Below are 21,038 nucleotides of genomic sequence, written 5' to 3' on the forward strand. Positions count from 1 at the left end.
TTTATAAATTGTAGTTAGATCTAATAGGCTAAATTCTTTATTGAGTCCATGTCAAGTGACAAACTTACAAAACCATTCTATTTATTCTTTACTGAATTCCATAATTAATTGAAAATTTGATTTTTTTGATGATTCAATACTTTAGAATTCCTGTCTTAGGTTAAGACTAAAAGTAAAAAAAGATGCGCAAGCATCTTTTTTTTCATTTTATCATATTTAATCGAAATCAAGAAAATCTTTTGGATATTTTTCCAATCCTTTCGCTAAGTCTAAAAGCTTAATAAATAAAACTTTCAAATTAAGAATTTAAAAAAGTTTCTTAATTTTTATCAAATAAGTGTTTTAGAAATCTGATAGACTATTTTATCTTTAATTGATTTTTTTCCTTTTCCAATAATTCAAACTTATTTTTTATTGTTTTTTTAAGGTAGTTGTAGTAGTCAATTTTTTCTTGTGTTAATTTATCTTCCAGTTTAAATGATTCATCAACAATTAATATTAGTGAATCCCTATTTTTTAAGGTAAATAATGAATCGAAGTTCACATTTAGATATTGACTAATGGTATAAATCTTATCCCAACCGCTTACTCCTTCCGCTCGTTCAACACGACCTATCATTGTTGATGTATAATCTATTTTAAGTCCGAGTTTGTATTGGGATAAATTTTGTTTTAATCTAGCCAACCGGAGTATGCAGCCGATTTGTAAATTAATTAAATTCATTTCTATTGTAGTAGATTTTCCCATATAGTAAAAATTGGGAAAAAAGATTAATTTATTCGATACAAATTTGTATTGAATAAATAGTTTTGTTATATTTGTCACAAATAATACATCTAAAGATGTAAATTTGCGACTCTTCATATGAAAATATTTGAAGCATTCGCTTTGAATCTCGCTTTTGAAAACTGGTAATTTTTAACGGGGACGAGATGATAAGTAAGATGCTCACGTCCTTTTGGCGTGGGCTCACTTATTGTTCCCCCGGTATACCAGTACCTCAAAGGCAGTAAGATGAGTTCCATGCCATTTTTTATTTTCAACTCTCTTATAATTCATAGCAGTACTTCTTTTTATTAAAAGTTCGCATTTTAACAATGTTTAACTTTTAAACAATATTGCCGGTGAATTTATTTTTATAATTCTTCTAGATTTTATGCACAAAAAAAGGCCCTCAGCTGCAGCGACCAAACTAGAGCAGAGGACCTTAGCTAATCAAATCCATATTTAACTAACCAATCCCAATATTATGAATTATTCTTCATTTTACAAGGATGGGAAGGCACTTTATTGCATAATTTTTTTATGCATTCTGCTGCTATTTTCATCTTTATCTGCCCGAAATTCCAGCCGGAATTACAAATTATTTTTTCAGCAACACATGGTTCGGGGGACAGTCACAGACGGTTCACTTCCTCTTCCAGGCGTAACCATTATCATTAAGGGGAAGAAAAATACCGGCGTCATCTCAGATTATAACGGCCAGTATTCTCTTTCTGTCTCTGCTTCAGATACCCTTGTTGTATCCTTTATCGGATTTAGGACTCTTGAGGTTCCCATTGCGGCTAGAAACAATGTTAATATAACTCTGAAGTATGACAGTACAACGCTTCAGGAAGTGAAAGTGAACGCAGGGTATTATTCGGTAAAGGAAAGCGAGCGTACAGGCAGCATTGCAAGGATTACTTCTAAAGATATTGAAACGCAGCCTGTTACCAACCTGCTGGCTGCGATGCAGGGCAGAATGGCGGGTGTGAGCATTACGCAAAGCACGGGAGTTTCAGGTGGAGGTTTTGATATTAAAATCCGCGGACAGAATAGCCTGCGGCCCGAGGGCAATGCACCGCTTTATGTTATTGATGGAGTGCCTTATTCATCAGAACCAATAGGAAACGCACAGGTTTCAACTGTATTTACCTCTCCGACAAGTCCTCTTAATGGAATTAATCCTGACCAGGTAGAAAGTATCGAAGTCCTAAAGGATGCGGATGCAACATCTATTTACGGATCCCGGGGTGCCAACGGTGTTGTGCTGATCACAACTAAAAGAGGGAAAAGCGGTAAAACATCATTTAGTTTAAACGCATCTACAGGCGGAGGAACAGTCTCAAGGTTTCCAAAACTTATGAATACTCAAGAGTATCTGTCAATGCGCAGACAGGCTTTTGCCAATGATAAAATTTCTGTTTATCCAGCTTCAGCTTACGATATAAACGGAACTTGGGACCATACCCGTTATACTAACTGGCAGAAGGAACTTATGGGCCGGACAGCCTTATTTACGGATATTCAGGGTACGATTACGGGAGGTTCCCAAAATACAAACTTTCTGCTAAGCGGCAATTATCATAATGAAACTACAGTATATCCCGGTGATTTCAAATATAAAAAAGGAGGTTCTCAATTTAGTCTTAATCATATATCAGAAGATCAGAAATTTAAAATCCAGTTCAGCAGTAGTTACACAATACAGGACAATGATCAGCCTTCATTGGATTTAACCAGCATTTCAAGAACCCTTGCTCCTAATGCGCCGGCATTGTATAATCTGGATGGAAGCCTGAACTGGGCTGGCAGCACATGGCAGAACCCGCTTCGAAATCTTGCAGCAGAATTCAAGTCAAACACTAAAGATTTTATTGCTAATGCCGTTTTATCTTATGAACTGCTTCCTGGACTCTTTGCTAAAAGCAGTGTTGGCTATAGTGGACTGAATCATTTTGAAACACGTACTGCGCCCTCTACGATTTTTGATCCAAAGTTGAATTATGATAGCTCTTACTCGATTTTATTTGTAAACAATACAAGCAGAAATTCATGGGTTTTTGAACCGCAGGTAAACTGGGAAAAGAATATTAAATATGGGCTTTTTAACTTTCTTGTAGGTGCTACATTTCAGAATCAATCCTCAAGCCAGCTTGTGCAGTCGGGTTATGGATTCAGTTCAAACAGTCTGATTTACAATCTCTCATCTGCTGCTACTGTACGTGCCTTAACCGATATTGAAACACGCTACAAGTATCAGGCATTCTTTGGCAGGGCTAATTATAGCTTGAAAGACCGCTATATCTTAAATGTTACGGGCAGGCGTGACGGGTCAAGCCGCTTTGGTCCCGGCAGCCAGTTTGCATTCTTCGGAGCAGTTGGAACAGCTTGGCTTTTTTCAAAGGAAAATTTTGTAAAAGACAGCAGTTGGATGTCTTTTGGTAAATTAAGAGCCAGTTACGGAACAACAGGTAGTGACCAGATAGGGGATTATAAATTTCTTGACACTTACAGCTCTTCCGGTGTTCAGTACAATGGCACAATTGGTCTTCAGCCCACCAGCCTGTTTAATCCCGAATTTGCATGGGAAGTAAATAAAAAACTGGAAACAGCAATTGAGATGGGATTTCTTCAGGACAGACTTTTTTTAACTGCTGCATGGTACCGCAACCGTTCCTCTAATCAGCTTGTAGGCATTCCAATGCCTTCGACCACTGGTTTTTCGTCACTTCAGGCAAATCTTAATGCTGAAGTGGAAAACTCGGGATGGGAATTTACATTTCGTTCCGTAAACTTCAGCAGTAAAAATTTCCAGTGGATTACAAGCTTAAACCTAACATTCTCCCGAAATAAACTTCTAAGTTTTCCTGGTCTTACAGGTTCCACCTATAGTCAGAGATACAGGATAGGTGAACCATTAAATATGAGGCTTCTTTATGATTACAAAGGCATTGATCCAGCGTCGGGAGTTTATTTGTACACTGATTTAAATAATGATGGAAGAATAACAGCAGCAGGAGACAGACAGATTGTAGCAGATTTCAACCCTGATTATTTTGGAGGCATTCAAAACCAGCTCAGCTATAAAGGATTAAAACTGGACTTCTTGTTTCAGTTTGTAAAACAGCAGAATTTAAGATATTCTCCCGGAGCAGCAGGACAGATGTACAATCAGCTGTATCAAGTGCTTGACAGCTGGCAGAACGCGGAAGATTCTGCCCAATACCAGATTTTTACTGCGGGATATAATACTGCTGCCGTGACTGCAGGTTCCAGATTTGGTGAAAGCACAGGTGGAATTGCAGACGCTTCCTATATCAGGCTGAAAAACATCTCCCTATCATATGATCTGCCGCTGAACTTAAAAAGCCAGTGCAGGATTATAATACAAGGGCAGAATCTGCTGACGATAACGAGATATAAAGACGGTGATCCCGAGTTCATAAATGCCGGTTTTCTCCCTCCTTTAAAAGTACTCACTGCCGGAGTGCAGCTAACATTTTAAAATATAGAAAAATGAAAAAGTTTATTAGCATTAAAAGCAGTTTTTTTAAAAGTGCTCCCTTTACCTGTATTGTCGCGGTATTTTTTTTCAATGCATCCTGTGATTCTTTTGTGGAAGTCGACCTGCCAGAGTTACAGCTCACTAAAAAAGCAGTCTTTGAGGATTACAAAACAGCAGATGCCGCGCTGAGCGATATCTATTCTAAAATAAGGGATAACGGACTGCTTAACGGAACGGGTCTGGGAATCACCCATCAGCTTGGATGTTATGCAGACGAATTAATATGGTATGGAGGCGCTCTTAGTCCGTCGGATTATTATTACAGCAACGCATTACTGCCTTCGAATTCTTCAGTAAGTGAATTCTGGAGGGCATCTTATAACCAGATATATGCTGCCAATGCCATTATTGAAGGATGTGAGGCATCGTCTTCGCTCTCCATAACGGATAAAAAAAAGCTCATAGGGGAAGCTCTTTTTATTCGGGCATTGGTGCATTTTTATCTTGCCGGTCTTTTTGGTGATATTCCTTATATCAATTCCACAGATTACAGAATCAATAAATCGACTTCCAGAAAAGTAGTCTCTGAGGTTTATAAACAGATTCAAAAAGACCTTCTTGACGCCGATGAAATGCTGAATTCAATGAATCAGAATGCAAACAGGACAAGACCGGGTAAATATGCTGTTTATGCGCTGCTGTCCAGAGTTCATCTTTTTGCGGGACAATGGAATGAAGCATCTAAGTATGCTTCTAAAATAATCGCCCAGGACTCTTTTTACAGTCTGGAAGGCATAGAAGGTGTTTTTTTGAAAGACTCTAAGGAAACAATCTGGCACTTGATCCCTGCAGCACCAGGTAAAAATACCGATGAGGGAATGTCATTTATTTTCACGGCAGGTCCTCCTCAGACTTATTCTTTGCAAGAAGGACTTATTAATTCCTTTTCAAATACAGATCTTCGAAAAGCAAATTGGATCGGCACGGTTTCAAACGGAACAGCCAGATGGTATTATCCTTTTAAATACAAAAAAAATACATTGACGGCAGGTTCCATAGAATATTCGGTTGTTTTTCGTCTTGCTGAACAATATCTGATTCGTGCAGAGGCACTTGCTCACCTGGATGATTTTTCAGGTGCACAGAAGGATCTCAATAAAATCCGCTCCCGCGCTGGACTGTCCAATACAATTGCTGTTACTAAAGAACAATTGCTAGAAGAAATACTCCAAGAAAGAAGTTGGGAGCTGTTTACGGAATATGGGCACCGTTTTTTTGACCTAAAACGTTCCGGTAAAATCAATGCTGTCTTAGCTGCTGTAAAGCCGGGCTGGAATAGTGAAGATGCAGATTTTCCTATTCCGCAGACAGAACTGGATTTAAATCCTAATCTATTGCCGCAGAACAGGGGATATTAATTATTTTAAAACTCTTAGACATGATTATTATAAACTATACAGTAATTAAAAAAATCTTTCACACTACCCTAATTTTAGTTTTGTTTTTTATTTTGCAATTAGTAGCCTGTCCGGTTTTTGGGCAGGCAGTGCAAAAAAGACAGCTAAAGGAAGAGGATTACGAACTGATGGGAAATATGAATTTTCATAATGCCACCACAGATGCAAAATGGTGTTCTTATTCGATGACTTATAATAATGGAAGTGATACATTATTTGTTCAAAATATAAAAAACAAAACTAGATATGCCTTTCCTTCAGCTTCAATGGGAAAATTTACAAAAGGCAGCTGTTTTTCTTTTTTAGATGCGAATGGACTTCACGTGATTAATTTGATTAGTGGCCATCATGATGTATTTCAAGGCGTGAAAAAATATTCAATGTCCGATGATTCCAATAAAATTGCTGCAGTAGTGAAAGGCAGCGATCCCAGCCAATCAAACCTGCTGATAATAGATAAGACAGGAAAAATCATCCAAACTCTACCAAATGTAACAGAATATATTTTTAGCCCGGGAAGCAATCAAATTCTTTTTATTGAAATACAAAATGAATTAAGTTCACTAGGTATTATGGCACTGGACGTAAACAAAAAAACTGATTGGATAATTAGAAAAAATCCAAGCAGTTTTAAATCTCTTACTTGGGAAAAAAACGACAGGTCGGTCTGCTTTTTTTATACTAATTTACAAACAGACCATCTCTGCTATTATATGATTTCTGAAAAAAAACTGTATTATCTGGATCAGGATAATACAGTATTCTTTCCGAAAGATAAAAAAATTGATTTTTCAGGAGCTTATAGTCTATTAATCAACAGCGATCAAAACCGAGTTTTTTTTGGCATCCAGCCAAGAGAAAATAAAGTAGAAAAACAAAATTCCCAATCTGATTCAAACGTAGAAATATGGAATGGAAATGATAAATGGATCTATCCTTTTGAGCAGTTTAGGGGGAGGTTTGAAAAACGTCCAAATCTTGCAGTCTGGTTCCCATTGACAGGCATAGTAAAACAGCTTTCATCGCCAGAACTACCCTCTGTAATGTTAACAGCTGATCAGCAGTTTGTGGTCCTGTCTGATCCAAAGCAATATGAACCTCAGTTTGACTATTTCGGTCCGCGCGATTTCATTGTCAAGAACGTAATCACTGGTGATACCTGTATATTTTTACAAAAACTGAAAATCAACTCAGAACAAACTTTCCCTGTAATGTCACCAGGCGGATCATATATAAGCTATACTAAGGATAGTAGCTGCTGGATTTATGACATCCGCAGTAAAACACATACGAATATCACTGAAAAAATTTATCTGCATCCAGACAAAAAAGGAGCAGCTATGCTTAATGACAAATATTACCCGCCTGCTGGCTGGACACCAAATGATAAAGAAGTTATTTTATATGATGAGTTTGATTTATGGCTGGTCTCAGTCGATGGAAAAAAAGTTAAAAGGCTCACAAAAGGACGCGAAAAAGAGATTCAGTTTCGCATCGCAGAATCTTCGTTTAGGTCTGGATTGCTGAGAACTTATGATGGTTGGATAGACCGAATTCTAGAACCAGAAAAAGGATTGCTGCTTCAGGCACGAGGACTTGACTACAAAACAGGTTTTTATAAATGGAAAAAGGATATGCGGGAAAATGTTATTGAATATAAAGATTCCTACATTGATAAACTTTACTCTGCAGGAGAAAATAGCTATTTTTTCGTAGAACAGAAATTCGATCTGCCTCCACGGCTAATGTTTAAAAGAAGTAAAACTCTAAATGTTGTCAATCAAAGCAATCCGCAGTATGTAAACTTTCAATGGGGAAGTAATTCTTTAATTGATTTTTCAATGCCTAATGGACTGAAACAGCGTGCTGTACTATACTATCCAGCCCAATATGACCCTTCCAAAAAGTATCCGATGATTGTGAATGTTTATGAGAAAAAAGCAAAAAACATTTATAACTACCAGAACCCTACGTTACAAAATCCAGCGGGTTTCAACCTTGCCGTACTTACAAGTTTGGGGTATTTTGTACTTTGTCCGGATATATTTAGAATTAATGGAAATGAAGGTCCCACTGCCCTAATTACAACAGTTGCTGCAGTAAATGAAGTTAAAGCAAAAGGGCTTATAACCCCAAATAAAATTGGAATTATAGGCCATTCTTTTGGAGGATATGAAACGGATTTTGTAATAGCCAATACAGATATATTTGCTGCGGCAGTCTCTGGAGCGGCAGTAACCAATACGGCCGCATACTATCATACTGTTAACTGGCAGAACGGTGTGGCAACAATGAATTATTTCACAAGCGGTCAGTTTAGAGCGGATTTGCCCCCTTCACAAATACCTGAGGTTTTCAGTCGCAATTCACCTATTACAAATGTGGGCAATATCACAACTCCGCTATTATCTTTTGCGGGAAAAAAGGACTATCATGTGAACTGGAACCAAAGTTTGGAACTATATATGGCAATGAGAAGACTTGGCAAGAAAAATATCCTCCTTCTCTATCCAGATGAAGGACACGCGTTGAATATTCCAGAAAATCAGATTGATTTCACAAAGAGGGTCTGCCAGTGGTTTGGCTACTATCTTAAGGATGAAAATCCAGCTGAATGGATTGAAAAAGGCATATTATAAATAAAAACAATGCAGTTCATTGATTTGAACTGCATTGTCCTTTATTATCCAAATGCTTAATTATCATCCGGACGATAAAGAATTTCTTGACAGTTGCCATCTTTTCCCATTGCCTGTTCACCTAGAGGATAACTGACACGACAGAACTCAGTAACCTCCGTTTGGCATTGTACAGGTTTATTACACGGGATATTATTCTCATCCGTCACCCATCCTAATCTAGGTGGAGCTTTTTCAGTGCTTTTTTGCATCGAAGTGGTCATAAAAGCCCCAGCAGTCCCAACGGTCAATACAATAGCGTAAGGGACAATCGTTTTAAAAAAAATCGTTTTCATAACTAATAGTTTTAGAAATTAAACTTGATCTACTTTTTTCTACAGGTTTTCGATCTTTTTCCTGATACCGGCCAGTATATTTTTATGCAGCTGAATTAATGTTGTACAGTTGCAATTTTCATTTCATCTTTGAGAAGTTTTCCTAGACTGTATATCTGTAATTTAGTACCTGCAAGCACATATAAATGAGTGCTGGTTACAAAAAAATTATGCATTTTTTGGTCTGGTCTCTCCTGAATATAAAAGCTAAGAACATAAGCTTTGGTCTGCAGATTATAGACATCTATAATTGATGATTTTTTCCACATATTTTCATTCTCAAATCGTCCTGGAATTTTAGACTTGATAAAAAGTAGATCATTTGTGGTAGCTGTTTTTGAATTGACTTTCAAAGGAGGCGCGGCCATCTGCCACTCATTTCCATTCCTAAGCTGCGCCACTTTTATTTTAGCAGTTGCTGTTGTATCTATAGTTGTCCCAGAAATTCGTTTATTTCCATCTTGATCAAAAGCAAAAAACTGGTTTCTGTAGAAATAGGTATAAATGGCTAGGTTTAATTCTTCATTAAAAAGTAACATGCCGTCTGTATCAAATATTCCATCAATCTGTTTTTGAAGAAGATCTGGAAAATTACGCAAACTGTCCTTTTTTTCTCTATCATAAAGACACAGGTTGTTTCTCATATTTTTAGCATCGATATTTCGCAGAACAATTTTTGAACTGTCTATCGGCTGTGCGGTTGTAAATAGTGGAACTCCAGTTAAAGAATTATTTAATTCCCAATCGTCTGTGCTGCCTATTAAAATACAGGGAACCGTTCCATCCATCAAGTATAATTGTTTATCTCTGACCACAATTTTTGGGGAACGGAATGGCAGGTCCTTATTCTTTAGATAAAGTTTTATTTTTTCTTTTTTACCCAATAAGTCTATAGCCAAAAGATGGAGGGGGTCACTGTAATTGGATAAGTAAACTTTTTGATTTTCAGAACCAGCAAAGTAATATGAATTATAAATTAAATCACTTGAATTTAAAAAGCTTACAGCATCTTTGGGATAACGTCTTATAAAAGGATTTTTATGATGAATAATCTGTTCTGAGGACCAAAATAATCCTGCAACAAATAATACACATCCGAACATAGATAATATAATACTGGCTACATACATTACCTTGTTTTTAATCTGTCTTTTTTTATAATCTGTTTTAATTTGTAAAAAAAGAGCGAGCAGGGCCAGTAGAGTAAAAATTAAATTGAATATTAAATGTACTTTCCATGTCATTTTTTCAAGTATCCCGCCGCATGAACAGGGCACAAAAGAACTGTAGTTCAAAACTATAAAAATATAAGATGTAAACATTGTCATCAGCCACAGAGCCAATAACATTCCAATGGTGCTTGTTCTCTTAAATATAAGCAGACCTGAAATTGCAAATTCAACAATAATCACGACATAGGAAATCAGATCAGCATAAGCACTTAATATTGGAGACTGAGCAAGCTGTACTTGGAATCTTTCAAAATCTATTAGTTTACTTACCGCCGCATAAACAAACAGTAGTACATATAAGAGGCTCGCACTCTGAATTAAAAATCCTTTTATAGTTGAATTTGAATACATATTTTGAATTATTTCGAATACATTTTGATAAAAAGCTGAAAACTATTTAAATAGTAATCTGATACAAATTTAAGTGGGACAATTCTATTGGATATGATGAAAATCGAGGCAAAAGTTCTGAAAATCAAGCCAATTTTAATTCCGGATGAAATGAAAAAAGTGTCCATAGAAATATTAATACTTTATGGACACTTGTAATGCATTTTTAAATAACAGATTTATTACTTTAAAGCCTGGCTTAAAGTCCGAAGTTTTTGATTCAGTTCCACCAAGCTGGCTTTCTGAAGACACTCGTCAGAGATGTTTTTCAAATCCGTTAAACTTTCTTCGGAAACAATTCCCATTAAAGTCGAATCATCTTTTTCCAATAGTAGTCCCTGTTCTATAAAATAGCTCAACAGGAGTACATTTTTGCGTGAAATTTTTAAATCAATCTTCACCGTCTCACTCATGCCTGGGATACTCAAAACGGTATCCAGTAGCTTGGCAACATCACTTTTTGTAATCATAATTCCAGCGTTTTAAATTAATATTCAACTGAGTAAAGGTAATAAGCATATTGCTGATACTCATGGACATAATATGACCATGATAGGCTTAATCCAAAGTGCTTAATTAATTTAGCAGATTAAATGAGATAGTGATAATCTGATTTGGTTCGATTCTCCAAATATCTCAAAGATTGCCTCGTTCCTGCAATCTGCAAGATGTCCGTTTGTTAAACAACCGAATCTTGCTGCCTTATACTCGGAACTCGCAGGCAGTGAAACTGAAAGGTTAAAAGAGATTGAAAAACTAATGAAAATGATTGATGATGGAAAAGGAAACTTCAAACAGAACACGGATTGTGGGACTGCGTTTTACGCCTGAAGAATATCAGAAAATAGAAAGAAAATGGAAAGCAAGCACCTGCAGAAAACTGAGCGATTATATACGGATGCATTTATTTGATAAGCCTGTAACTGTAAAGTATAGAAACGAATCGCTTGATGAATTTATGGCTGAAGTTATAAGGCTCAAAAGCGAGCTTCATTCTCTTGGAAACAACTTCAATCAGTCTGTAAAAAAACTCCATACTCTGAGGCAGCTTCCTGAGTTTAAAGTATGGATTTTAAATTCAGAATACGAACGAAAAATGCTTTTGGAGAAGGTGGAGGAAATTAAAATTCACTTCCAAAAAATCACTGAAAAATGGTTGCTGTAATCAAAACAGGATCTTCTGTGCTTAATATCTTTAACTACAATGAAAATAAAGTTAAAGAAGGAATTGCAGAGTGTATAGGAGAGGGGAATTATCCTCTGGAAGCTGCAAAATTAACTGGTACGATGAAGCTTAACAGACTTTTGAAACAGAATGAACTTAATGAAAATGTAAAGCGGAACAGCGTGCATATTTCACTGAATTTTGATCCTTCCGAATCTACATTATCAAATGAAAAGATGCTTAAAATAGCAGAGCATTACATGCAGAAAATAGGTTTTGGCAGTCAGCCTTATCTGGTATACAGACATTATGATGCGGGACATCCGCACCTGCACCTGGTGTCCATAAAAGTAAGAGAAGACGGAAGCAGGATTGATATGCAGAACATAGGAAGAAATCAGTCAGAAGCTGCACGCAGAGAGATAGAAAAAACTTTTGGTCTGGTGCAGGCACAGTTAAAGAAAAACAGCATCGATAAGTTTATTAAACCTATAGTGCTTTCAAAGATTAAATATGGGAAGACAGAATCAAAAAGAGCAGTTCAGTCGGTTCTTGATCATGTGCTTTCGGTTTATAAATATAAGAGCCTTTACGAACTGAATGCAGTTCTGGGACTTTATAATGTTAGGGCAGACAGGGGAGAAGAAAGTTCAAGGATATTTAAAACAAATGGTCTTTTGTACAAGACACTGGACGAAGATGGAAGACCGATAGGAGTTCCGCTCAAAGCAAGTGAGTTTTATAATAAACCGACGTTAAAATTTCTGCAGGATAAGTTTCAGGAAAACAATAAAACTGTTTACCAAAAGAAAAGAATTGCTAATGCTGTTGACCTGATACTTTTAGGCAGAAGCGTTTCGCTTTCTGATTTAGCTATGCAGCTAGGAAAGGAAGGAATAGAAATGGTTTTTAGAAAAAGCGAGCAAGGACAGCTTTATGGGATTACTTATGTGGACCACCTTTCAAAATGTGTTTTAAACGGAAGTGATTTGGGAAAGCACTACAGTGCCAAACAGATAGAAAAACGATGCAGCTTGTCTTTTGAAAATGGAAAAGAAAAGATCATTACTTCTTTGCCAGAAACATCCAAATCTAACGAAGGTTTTCAAACCGAAACCGATAAAGAAGCTTTTTTTAATGACCTGTGGCAACAAATGAATGCTCTTGATTTCAAATCTGCTGTTGAAAAAACAGTAGAAGTGCTGACCAGAATTGAGAATGATACTTTTTATGTTCCAAACCAGCTTAAAAAAGCATCAAAAAAGAAAAGAGCAAGAAAACGTTCTAATAATTTATAAATTTAAAGGCAATGGCTATGCAGACAGGAGAGAATGAACAGGCGCTGAGAAAAATACTGGATATGACAAGGTTGATCAGTATCATTATTTTAGGATTGCATTTTTATTATTTTTTTTATGAAGCTTTTCGAGAATGGAAGCTTGTAAGCGGATTTACCGACAAATTATTGGATGGTATTTTCCGGACCAGACTGCTGAGCAGCTTTCATAAATCAAAGCTTTTTTCATTGTTTTTTTTGGCTATTTCGCTTATTGGCGCTAAAGGAAGAAAAGATGAAAAACTCAATTACAGGACAGCCTTTATTTATATGGCCACAGGCCTGCTGTTGTATTTTTTAAGTATCGGCTCGCTTTATCTATTTTTTGATGATAATGAAAAGACATTACTGTACTTCACCCTCACATCAGCCGGGTGGCTTCTGATATTGTCAGGGGGAACTCTGTTCTCGCGAATCATCGCAAAGAGGCTGAATCAAAAAGATATTTTTAACAGGGAAAATGAAACTTTTCCTCAAGAAGAACGATTTTTGGAAAATGAATTTTCCATCAATCTTCCGGCAAAATATTACTTGAAAAACAAGCAGCGCAGCAGCTGGATAAATATTATAAATCCCTTCAGGGCACTGATGGTTCTCGGTACGCCGGGATCTGGAAAATCGTATTTCGTTATCCGCCATGTCATAACCCAGCATATAAAAAAAGGCTTCAGCATGTTTGTGTATGATTTCAAATATGATGACCTTTCAAAAATTGTATACAATACATTTGAAAACAACAAAAAAGCTTATAAAGTATTGCCTAAATGCTACTTCATAAATTTCGATAATATCATGCACCGATGCAATCCATTGGACCCTCAGAGCATGGAAGATATAACGGACGCTTCTGAATCGGCACGGACTATTCTGATGGGGCTCAACAAGGAATGGATCAAAAGGCAGGGAGACTTTTTTGTAGAGTCGCCGATCAATTTTTTATCGGCTGTAATCTGGTATCTAAGAAAGTACAAGGATGGTGAATTCTGCACACTGCCTCACGTAATTGAGCTCATGCAGATGGACTACGATGATCTTTTTACGCTGCTTCGGACAGAGAAAGAAATCGAAGTCTTGATAAACCCTTTTATTAATGCATACCTTAACGAGGCGACTGACCAGCTTGAGGGACAAATTGCTACTGCGAAGATAGCCATGGCAAGACTTTCTTCTCCGCAGTTATACTATGTTTTGTCAGGAAATGATTTTACATTAGACATCAACGATCCTGAGAATCCCAAGATAATCTGCATGGGCAACAACCCTCAAAAAATACAGATTTATGGAGCAGTTTTATCTTTGTATGTAAACAGGCTGGTGAAGCTGGTAAACAAAAAAGGGAAAATGAAATCCAGTCTAATTTTTGATGAATTCCCAACCATATATCTTAATAATATGGACGGCCTGATTGCTACAGCAAGAAGCAATAAGGTGGCAACGTGTCTTGGGATTCAGGACTTCAGCCAGCTCCGTAAGGACTATGGCCGGGAACAGGCGGATGTTATTATGAATATTGTCGGAAATATTATCAGTGGACAGGTTACAGGAGACACTTCCAAGCAATTGTCCGAGCGCTTCGGCAAAATTCTTCAGGACAGGGAAAGTCTTTCGATCAATAGTTCAGACACGTCGATAAGCCGCTCAAAACAATTGGAATCCGCAGTGCCGCCATCGAAAATCTCATCGCTGAGTTCAGGTGAATTTGTAGGTATGGTTGCCGATGATCCTGACTGTAAGATTCAGCTCAAAACTTTTCACAATGAAATTGTTAACGACCATGAAGCGCTCCGAAAAGAGATAGAAAATTACAAGGAAATACCTCCTGTTAGAAAACTAGACAATGCGATGATCCATCGTAATTACCTTCAGATTAAGCAGGATATTCAGGATATAACTGACTCAGAAATGGAAAGGCTGCTGAACGATCCCGCACTTGTCTATTTAATATTAAAAAAGCAGCACAAGTAGCAAAGTTAAAGGACAAAACTTAAATCTAAAACAATGTGGCTGCTGTAATCAAATTATGGTCCATGGCTCATTAAAGCACTAAATATAATATGATTGTATTGGTAAAGTTGCTCTATAGTTTACGACGGGTTTTTAATTAAGTGCAAGGAATTTTGTTGTTTTTGAACTGCTGTTTTTCATCAAGAAAAAAGTGGTATTTTTGAGTGTAATTCATTGTGGATAAGTGATGTATGTAAATTTGTTTTGTAATTTAAGTATGCAGCATGCAATAGACATAGACGGAAAAAAAATTCGTCCTGCTTCTTCGGGACAAATAGCCTTCTGCGGTTTCTGCGGAGAGAAAGTGCGTGGAAGATGCGGTGAAATTAACATCTGGCATTGGCAGCATATCAATAAAGTAGATTGTGATTCGTGGAAGGAGGGGGAAACTGAATGGCATCGGGCTTGGAAGAGCCGATTTCCATTTGATTGGCAGGAAACAATTATAATAAAAAACGGAGAAAAACACATTGCCGATATTTTCACCGATGAAGGTCTTGTAATTGAATTTCAAAATTCCGCAATCTCTCCTTCAACAATTGCCGAACGGGAAAAGTTTTATGGCAAAATGATCTGGGTTGTAAATGCGGAGAGTTTTAAAAATAATCTCGTTACCGAAAATGTATCGGAAAAACATCTGGCAGAAATCGAGAAGAAATACGCTGTCAAAAGAATTCATCTGAAAAAATACGATTCCATTTCGCTGGAGAGTATAAAGAAAAAGCCTAATCTCAGGACCGCAGAAATTCAGATTTTGATAGATAATTTAAATATGTTAGAGTCTGTCACTGATCCTTTTACTATCTATAATAAAAATGCACATACGTTTGCAGAACAGATTATAAATATCTGGCAGAGTGATCATCTATGTATAGACCCGAACTTGATGAAGATTACAAATGATGACGCACTTGTCAGCAAGAATGCGTTTTTACGGTTGAGAGGTGATTTGAAAAGGAATAAATATCATTTGGATTTACCTGGAAAAACCAGTTCCGAAATTGAGTAGCTTTATCTTGAGCGTAAAAACTTGTTGGCGCAGCGGGAAAGTCTAAAGGCACTATTATTCGAAGAATTGAAATCTGTTGCCTCTAAATACTTAAATCTGGAAGGAGAAATTACTCACCTTAAAAATGTATTGTCTTTTTTGAATATTGAGAAAGATGCATCCGATAAAGAGCTGCAGAATCTTAAAGCTGAAATCGACTATTACATCAATACAAACCTGCAGATACTAGAAGATGCTTATATTGAAGAAAAAAATAATAATATCAAGGATAAGGACAAGCTGAATTTCATTTGGAAACGTGAAAGAAAAAGCTGGCTCACAGCTTCTGCGCAGATTTATTTTGACCTTGGTGATGGCAGGCTGCTTTATAAGCATTCTGATAATAAAGTTACCTGTATAACGGTTTCTGATTTTATCAGCAGATTTAATCCTGACAGCTAGTCTTGTCTGTAAGAGAAAAATAATAAAGCTCAGATAAGATTTTATTGTTTTTTCAACGGATATGTCTGATCTAGAGCTGAGTTTTGTAGACAGCCATTTGTTAATGCAGGTCTTTCTATCCAGTGCATCAGGTATAAAGTAAAGGTGAACTATTTAGTTCACCTTTTTTATGGAATCTTTTCCGTGATTTTAGGCATTAATTGATGAATAAAATACTGTTCTGGTCAATTATTTTTAAGACCTGTGCAATCTGGTAGGGTTTTGACTTATGGCTGTACTGCACATCCTTGATTTCATTCCTAAGCCTGTTCAGATGAAACAAATCAATGTTTTGTTCCTTCAGCGACTGCACATTTATGCCGTCCAGGAGTTCCAGTGCCTTTATGCAGGTTTTCTCATCATTGGCCTTGCAGATATTGACAATAGTCTCCAGAGATATTCTCAAAGGGGAATAATGGTCGCCAAAAAGATCATCGGTAGCGGGCGATGAAAGGCAGAGTTCAAAAACTGCAGCCAGCATTTCCAGCGCCTCGGGATTGCTGAAATTCTGCCATTCATCTTTATTAAAAGCAAATTCCCCTTTTGCATTCCGGTCGGTCTGGTCTTTTAACAGTTCATAATATCTGGTAAAGCCATGCTTGTAATTCAGTCCGATCAGCTTTCTTACCAGTTCTTTTTCCGTATAGATATCCTGTTCCAGAAGGCGTGAATAGTTATCGATAAGAAAATCGCGGGCAGTATCATCATGCCCCATCTTTTTTAGGATTGCTATGATGCAGTCGTACAGAGAACGATTGGTATCTCTTTTGTACTCTGCATTATATTCCAAAAATTCTTTCAGGGTATCCAAATTGCCACTGAAATAATCCTCAAGGATTTCCCTTGCATAATAGTAGTGGTCGTTGTCAAGAAAACTATAGATCTTTGATTTTAAATCCAGGCCGGATACATCAATTTCAATATCGTTAAGCTGGCAGTATTTCAAGTGCTGGCAGAAATTTGCTGCAGAAAGCACTGCGTTTGAAAGGTTGTGCAGAATGCGGTCATGGACTTTTTCGATCGGCACAATTCCATCCAGAAAGTCGGTCTGGATGCCTTTTTCATGGGAATAGATCCAGAGCATATCCAGCAGCAGTTCCTCATCCAGGTGAAAACGGAAAAACTTTTGAAATTTATGAATGGCCTCAAAGACAGCGTAATCGTGGCTGTACCTGTAATTGCTATCTGCAGTTCCCTTGATAAGATGCTGCGAGTAATATTCTTTGGTTGAAGGGGTATTTTCTGTACACCAATTTTGTATATATAGTTTCTGATCCTCCGAAATCTCGATTTTGTTCTTTTTTTTCTCCTCTGGAAGGCTGTTTAGTATATCCTGTATCAGGTTTGGTTTAGCCATCTGTATTTCTCTGCATACGCCTGCCTTGCTGAGTTTTGCCGTTCCTGAGTAATTGTCTCTCAGGATTTCATACAAAAGCTGTTTGGCATTGCCGTTGACTTTTTTCTGCAGTTCAAAATCTTCATAGTACCGGTGATAGAATTTGTCAATGTCCTTATAATTTAGTGCTGATTTGGCCATATAGTCATAGAGAATGAAAATCTGCCTTTTAATTTCTGCATTATCAAAAAGAATATTAAAATCTCTTTGGTCCTTTGTGCGCCAGTATTCACTATTTTCATTAAGCTGTTCGTGAGTACATTTGTCTTTGAAGATGTATTGGGTACGCGATTCTATATAATCTTCAAGTTTCTTGCTCATATCAAAATCCCTATGGCTGAGCACATTTCTGAACTGATGCAGGAATTCCTCGTTCACGGATCCGCGAAGGTATTTTTGAAGGACTTTTTCAAAATCATCCTCGCTTATCACTTCAGCCAGAAAATGCCTGTCGCCGGAGTTTCCATCAACCGAGTTGAGCACTATATCAAACAATGGGGGCTGGATGCCGCACGATTTAGTTGTTTCAAGAAGAAGATCATCATCATAATGATTTGCCTGGTTATGTATTACCGCGTTTGAAATGATCTTGATCAGATCTGCATGGTACTGCTTATTGGATTTGAAAAAGGAATTGGCATATGCCCAAAACTCTTTTTTCAGACTGTCCTTGAACTGGTGGCTGTTGAGTTTCTCAATTGAGAAGGCATAGATTTTAACCAGTACCGGACCGTTGTCCATTCTGGCGAAAAGGCTCAGGATAGTGTCCTTGGTTGAAACATGGGATCGAAATTTTGCTGTTGAATTCCATGGCTTGGTGCCGATGGCCTTGTCAAGGATTTCCAGAAAATAGTCGATGTTCTCAACAGCAGATGCTGAAGGAGTGCTGGAGATTATCGAATAGACGATTTCCTTTTCATCCCTGTTTTTAAGCATTGTTATGATCTGGTTGAAAAAAACGGGATCTTCATTTATATTTAGGCTTTTGGTAAGCATTATCGCATCCTGCACCAGATAGACATAATCATCTTCTGTGGAATCGTTCTCTTTTATGATTGCTGTGACCAGTGCTTTTATCGGTTCAAGATAGGAAGAGGAAATGCTCATGTATGACAAAAGCTTTAAGGCAGACATTCTGGCTCTTCTGTGGATGGCTGTGTCTGCCGCCTGGCGCATCAAGTATTCTATATTGCCATCGCATTGGCTGAATAATGCTGTGCTTTGAAGATCCGAAATCCAGAGATTGTCCTCAACGCAGTTCTTGATAAAATAGTTTTGGAGCGCCCTGCTTTTTGTTTTATCGGTAATACGGTCCGAATCGGCATTGAAAAGAAGTTCGAAATCATTATCAAGCAGCCATCCGATCAGCGCATTGTAGAGGCTTTCATCCGTTATAAGGTTCAATAGGAAGGTTACCACGTTATGCCAGGTAGGATGAACCTTGTCAGTATCCGTGTCAATTTTTATTATTTGTATGATTTCTTCAAAGTCCAGTTCCGAGAGAATGCTGGCAACAAAATATTCCTGGATATTTTTAAGTACAAAACTCCAGCTTCCTGTCATGTTTTCTTCTAAAAAGGAGTTTTTGGCAAGCCCTGTTTCATCAATCTGTGCTACCCGTTTAATTTCTGTAGCAGTCAGGAATGGCTTCTGCATCGCTTCCAGCGCAAAAGCGATTTTCTGGGTGCAGCTTATGATGCGTTCACGGTCAAAGCTGATGTCGTTTTGGAATTTATCAGCCTTGTCTTGATCCAGTCGTGAATTGACAAATTCCCTTATCAGCATCGCTTTGCTGGTAAGGATCTTTTTATGGGTTTTGTAATAAATGCCGATCAGATCCAGATAAAAAGGATTTTCGAGAATTTCCCTGTTTTTGTAGATGTCGAATGTATTGTGCTCACGAAGATCCAGCCCATATTTTGCTTTAAGGAAAACAAGGGCGCTGGAAACGTCTACTTCGTTTAAAAAGTAGATGTCAAGGCCTTTGATGTCCTTAATGTATTTTCTGTAGATATTGGTCCTGCAGCTTATGATGAATTGGATGCTTCCATTTTCAGATGATTCATCGTTCTGGACAATAAATTCCCTAAGCTTGCTGCTGAAGTCGATGATATTTTCGATTTCATCGACGCCATCGAAAATGACTGCCAGCTTTGGGATGCGCCTGAAATCTGGCGGCAGAAAATCTTCAATCCTGCACAGCGGAGTAAAATTCTTTAATGATTTAAATACCGGAATTATCTCTGTGTTCTCCCGCGTACTCCAAAGACGGGCGGCCAGCTGGCGGAGTTCCGACGTTTTTCCGTAACCGGGATTGCCCAGTAAAATAATTCCTTTATTATTTTCCTGGATCTCGGAAAGCAGCGTTTTGCTGTTGGAAGAAGCGCGATAATAGTCGTACTCTCTCTGCTGGTTTTTCCTTAAGGTCCTTTCGATATGAAAAGGGGCTGTCTCAATACCCTGAATATACTGATGCTTGTCAGATTCATCTAATACGATCTTCTGCAGATTTCTGCTTGAGAAGATGTATTTGTCAAATTCATTTAGGATTTCTTCTCTTTCGGCTTCCGAGAGAACTGGCGGCTCTTCGTCATATGCCTTTCTGTAGATTTCCGGATAAAGGGAAAAATATTTCTCCACACCTGTTTCCGGAGTTAAAAATGCGACAGGGAAATGCCTGTCGGCAAGGTTTTCCAAAAAAGGTTTGTTTTTGGTTTCCTCAAAAATATTGGTAAAGTCTTTTCTCGGCGAGATGAAAAGTGCCAGATCGATTTTTTCATGAGCCGATGCAAGTTGCGGCAGTTTGATCATTGCATCGGTGTAATTCAGCTCCGTTGTATAATCCTTGCATTCGCTGTATATCAATCTGCTTATATATTTCTCATTCACGATCTCAACTAAATTGTCGTAGCCGTTCTGCGTGCCTGATACTTGGATCCTTTTGCGGACAACCGTAAATTTTAGTTCCTTGAAAATCTTGTCAAGGAACTCCAGTGCAAGGATTTCTAAATCTCCTCCTTTTTTTGACATGGAAAACAAATTTTAAATGTATCACAAATATAGATTATATCCAGCCAATTGCGCTGTGCATTTTGAATCCTGGCTGAAGGAAATAGGATAGTCTTAGTGGTTTTCATTCGAAACGGATAAAAAGGCAGCCAAGTTAGCGTGCGCCGGATCCTGCAGGCGCATAACGGCACAGCCGCCCTTCGGGACTTATAGCCCTCCGTATCCTTGATGCCCGCTTTATTGCCGCTTTCTTTTTTTCCGTTTTTTCTTTTGAAA

Annotated in this window: 13 protein-coding genes; 8 read left to right on the top strand and 5 right to left on the bottom strand. The window is 37.6% G+C overall.

All coding sequences use genetic code 11. The features are described 5' to 3' along the window. Window positions 1-358: 358 nt before the first annotated feature. Complete coding sequence (locus NLJ00_RS15180) at window positions 359-748, bottom strand: helix-turn-helix domain-containing protein (RefSeq protein WP_256634410.1); 390 nt, start codon at window positions 746-748, stop codon at window positions 359-361. A gap of 634 nt (window positions 749-1,382) precedes the next feature. Here NLJ00_RS15180 and NLJ00_RS15185 point away from each other — a divergent pair. From NLJ00_RS15185 to NLJ00_RS15195, 3 genes are all read left to right on the top strand, one after another. After that, on the top strand, window positions 1,383-4,271 hold the full coding sequence (locus NLJ00_RS15185; RefSeq protein WP_319800425.1) for a SusC/RagA family TonB-linked outer membrane protein: 2,889 nt from the start codon (window positions 1,383-1,385) through the stop codon (window positions 4,269-4,271). A 110-nt stretch (window positions 4,272-4,381) separates the two neighbouring features. Next, on the top strand, window positions 4,382-5,689 hold the full coding sequence (locus NLJ00_RS15190) for a RagB/SusD family nutrient uptake outer membrane protein (protein ID WP_256634412.1): 1,308 nt from the start codon (window positions 4,382-4,384) through the stop codon (window positions 5,687-5,689). Between the two features lie 20 nt (window positions 5,690-5,709). Further along, window positions 5,710-8,367, top strand: a complete 2,658-nt coding sequence (locus NLJ00_RS15195; protein ID WP_256634413.1) for a S9 family peptidase — start codon at window positions 5,710-5,712, stop codon at window positions 8,365-8,367. A 56-nt stretch (window positions 8,368-8,423) separates the two neighbouring features. On the opposite strand, the gene NLJ00_RS15200 is transcribed toward NLJ00_RS15195, so the two are convergent. The 3 genes from NLJ00_RS15200 to NLJ00_RS15210 form a co-directional block, all read right to left on the bottom strand. Further along, window positions 8,424-8,702 carry a hypothetical protein gene (locus NLJ00_RS15200; protein ID WP_256634414.1) on the bottom strand — a complete coding sequence of 93 codons (279 nt, stop codon included), beginning with the start codon at window positions 8,700-8,702 and terminating at the stop codon, window positions 8,424-8,426. Between the two features lie 95 nt (window positions 8,703-8,797). Further along, window positions 8,798-10,324 (bottom strand): MauE/DoxX family redox-associated membrane protein, encoded by a 1,527-nt coding sequence (locus tag NLJ00_RS15205; protein ID WP_256634415.1) that lies wholly within the window; start codon window positions 10,322-10,324, stop codon window positions 8,798-8,800. A 221-nt stretch (window positions 10,325-10,545) separates the two neighbouring features. Beyond that, complete coding sequence (locus tag NLJ00_RS15210; RefSeq protein ID WP_256634416.1) at window positions 10,546-10,833, bottom strand: hypothetical protein; 288 nt, start codon at window positions 10,831-10,833, stop codon at window positions 10,546-10,548. 305 nt (window positions 10,834-11,138) lie between these two features. Between NLJ00_RS15210 and NLJ00_RS15215 the strand changes: the two genes are divergently transcribed. The 5 genes from NLJ00_RS15215 to NLJ00_RS15235 all read left to right on the top strand — a co-directional run bounded on the left by NLJ00_RS15215 (window position 11,139) and on the right by NLJ00_RS15235 (window position 16,318). Next, window positions 11,139-11,528 (top strand): plasmid mobilization protein, encoded by a 390-nt coding sequence (locus NLJ00_RS15215; RefSeq protein ID WP_319800424.1) that lies wholly within the window; start codon window positions 11,139-11,141, stop codon window positions 11,526-11,528. After that, window positions 11,516-12,826, top strand: a complete 1,311-nt coding sequence (locus NLJ00_RS15220) for a relaxase/mobilization nuclease domain-containing protein (protein WP_256634418.1) — start codon at window positions 11,516-11,518, stop codon at window positions 12,824-12,826. Before NLJ00_RS15215 ends, NLJ00_RS15220 begins: the two co-directional genes overlap by 13 nt. A 17-nt stretch (window positions 12,827-12,843) precedes the next feature. Continuing rightward, window positions 12,844-14,829, top strand: a complete 1,986-nt coding sequence (gene mobC, locus NLJ00_RS15225; RefSeq protein WP_256634419.1) for a conjugal transfer protein MobC — start codon at window positions 12,844-12,846, stop codon at window positions 14,827-14,829. A gap of 256 nt (window positions 14,830-15,085) precedes the next feature. Continuing rightward, window positions 15,086-15,877 carry a competence protein CoiA gene (locus NLJ00_RS15230; RefSeq protein ID WP_256634420.1) on the top strand — a complete coding sequence of 264 codons (792 nt, stop codon included), beginning with the start codon at window positions 15,086-15,088 and terminating at the stop codon, window positions 15,875-15,877. Between the two features lie 66 nt (window positions 15,878-15,943). Beyond that, the gene (locus NLJ00_RS15235) at window positions 15,944-16,318 is read left to right on the top strand and encodes a hypothetical protein (protein ID WP_256634421.1); all 375 of its coding nucleotides are present in this window, start codon (window positions 15,944-15,946) and stop codon (window positions 16,316-16,318) included. Between the two features lie 196 nt (window positions 16,319-16,514). Here the strand turns inward: NLJ00_RS15235 and NLJ00_RS15240 are convergent, their stop codons facing one another. After that, the gene (locus tag NLJ00_RS15240) at window positions 16,515-20,783 is read right to left on the bottom strand and encodes an NACHT domain-containing protein (protein ID WP_256634422.1); all 4,269 of its coding nucleotides are present in this window, start codon (window positions 20,781-20,783) and stop codon (window positions 16,515-16,517) included. Window positions 20,784-21,038 lie beyond the last annotated feature (255 nt).

Origin of the sequence: Flavobacterium panici, assembly GCF_024499525.1 — a bacterium.
Classification (GTDB): Bacteria; Bacteroidota; Bacteroidia; order Flavobacteriales; family Flavobacteriaceae; genus Flavobacterium; species Flavobacterium panici.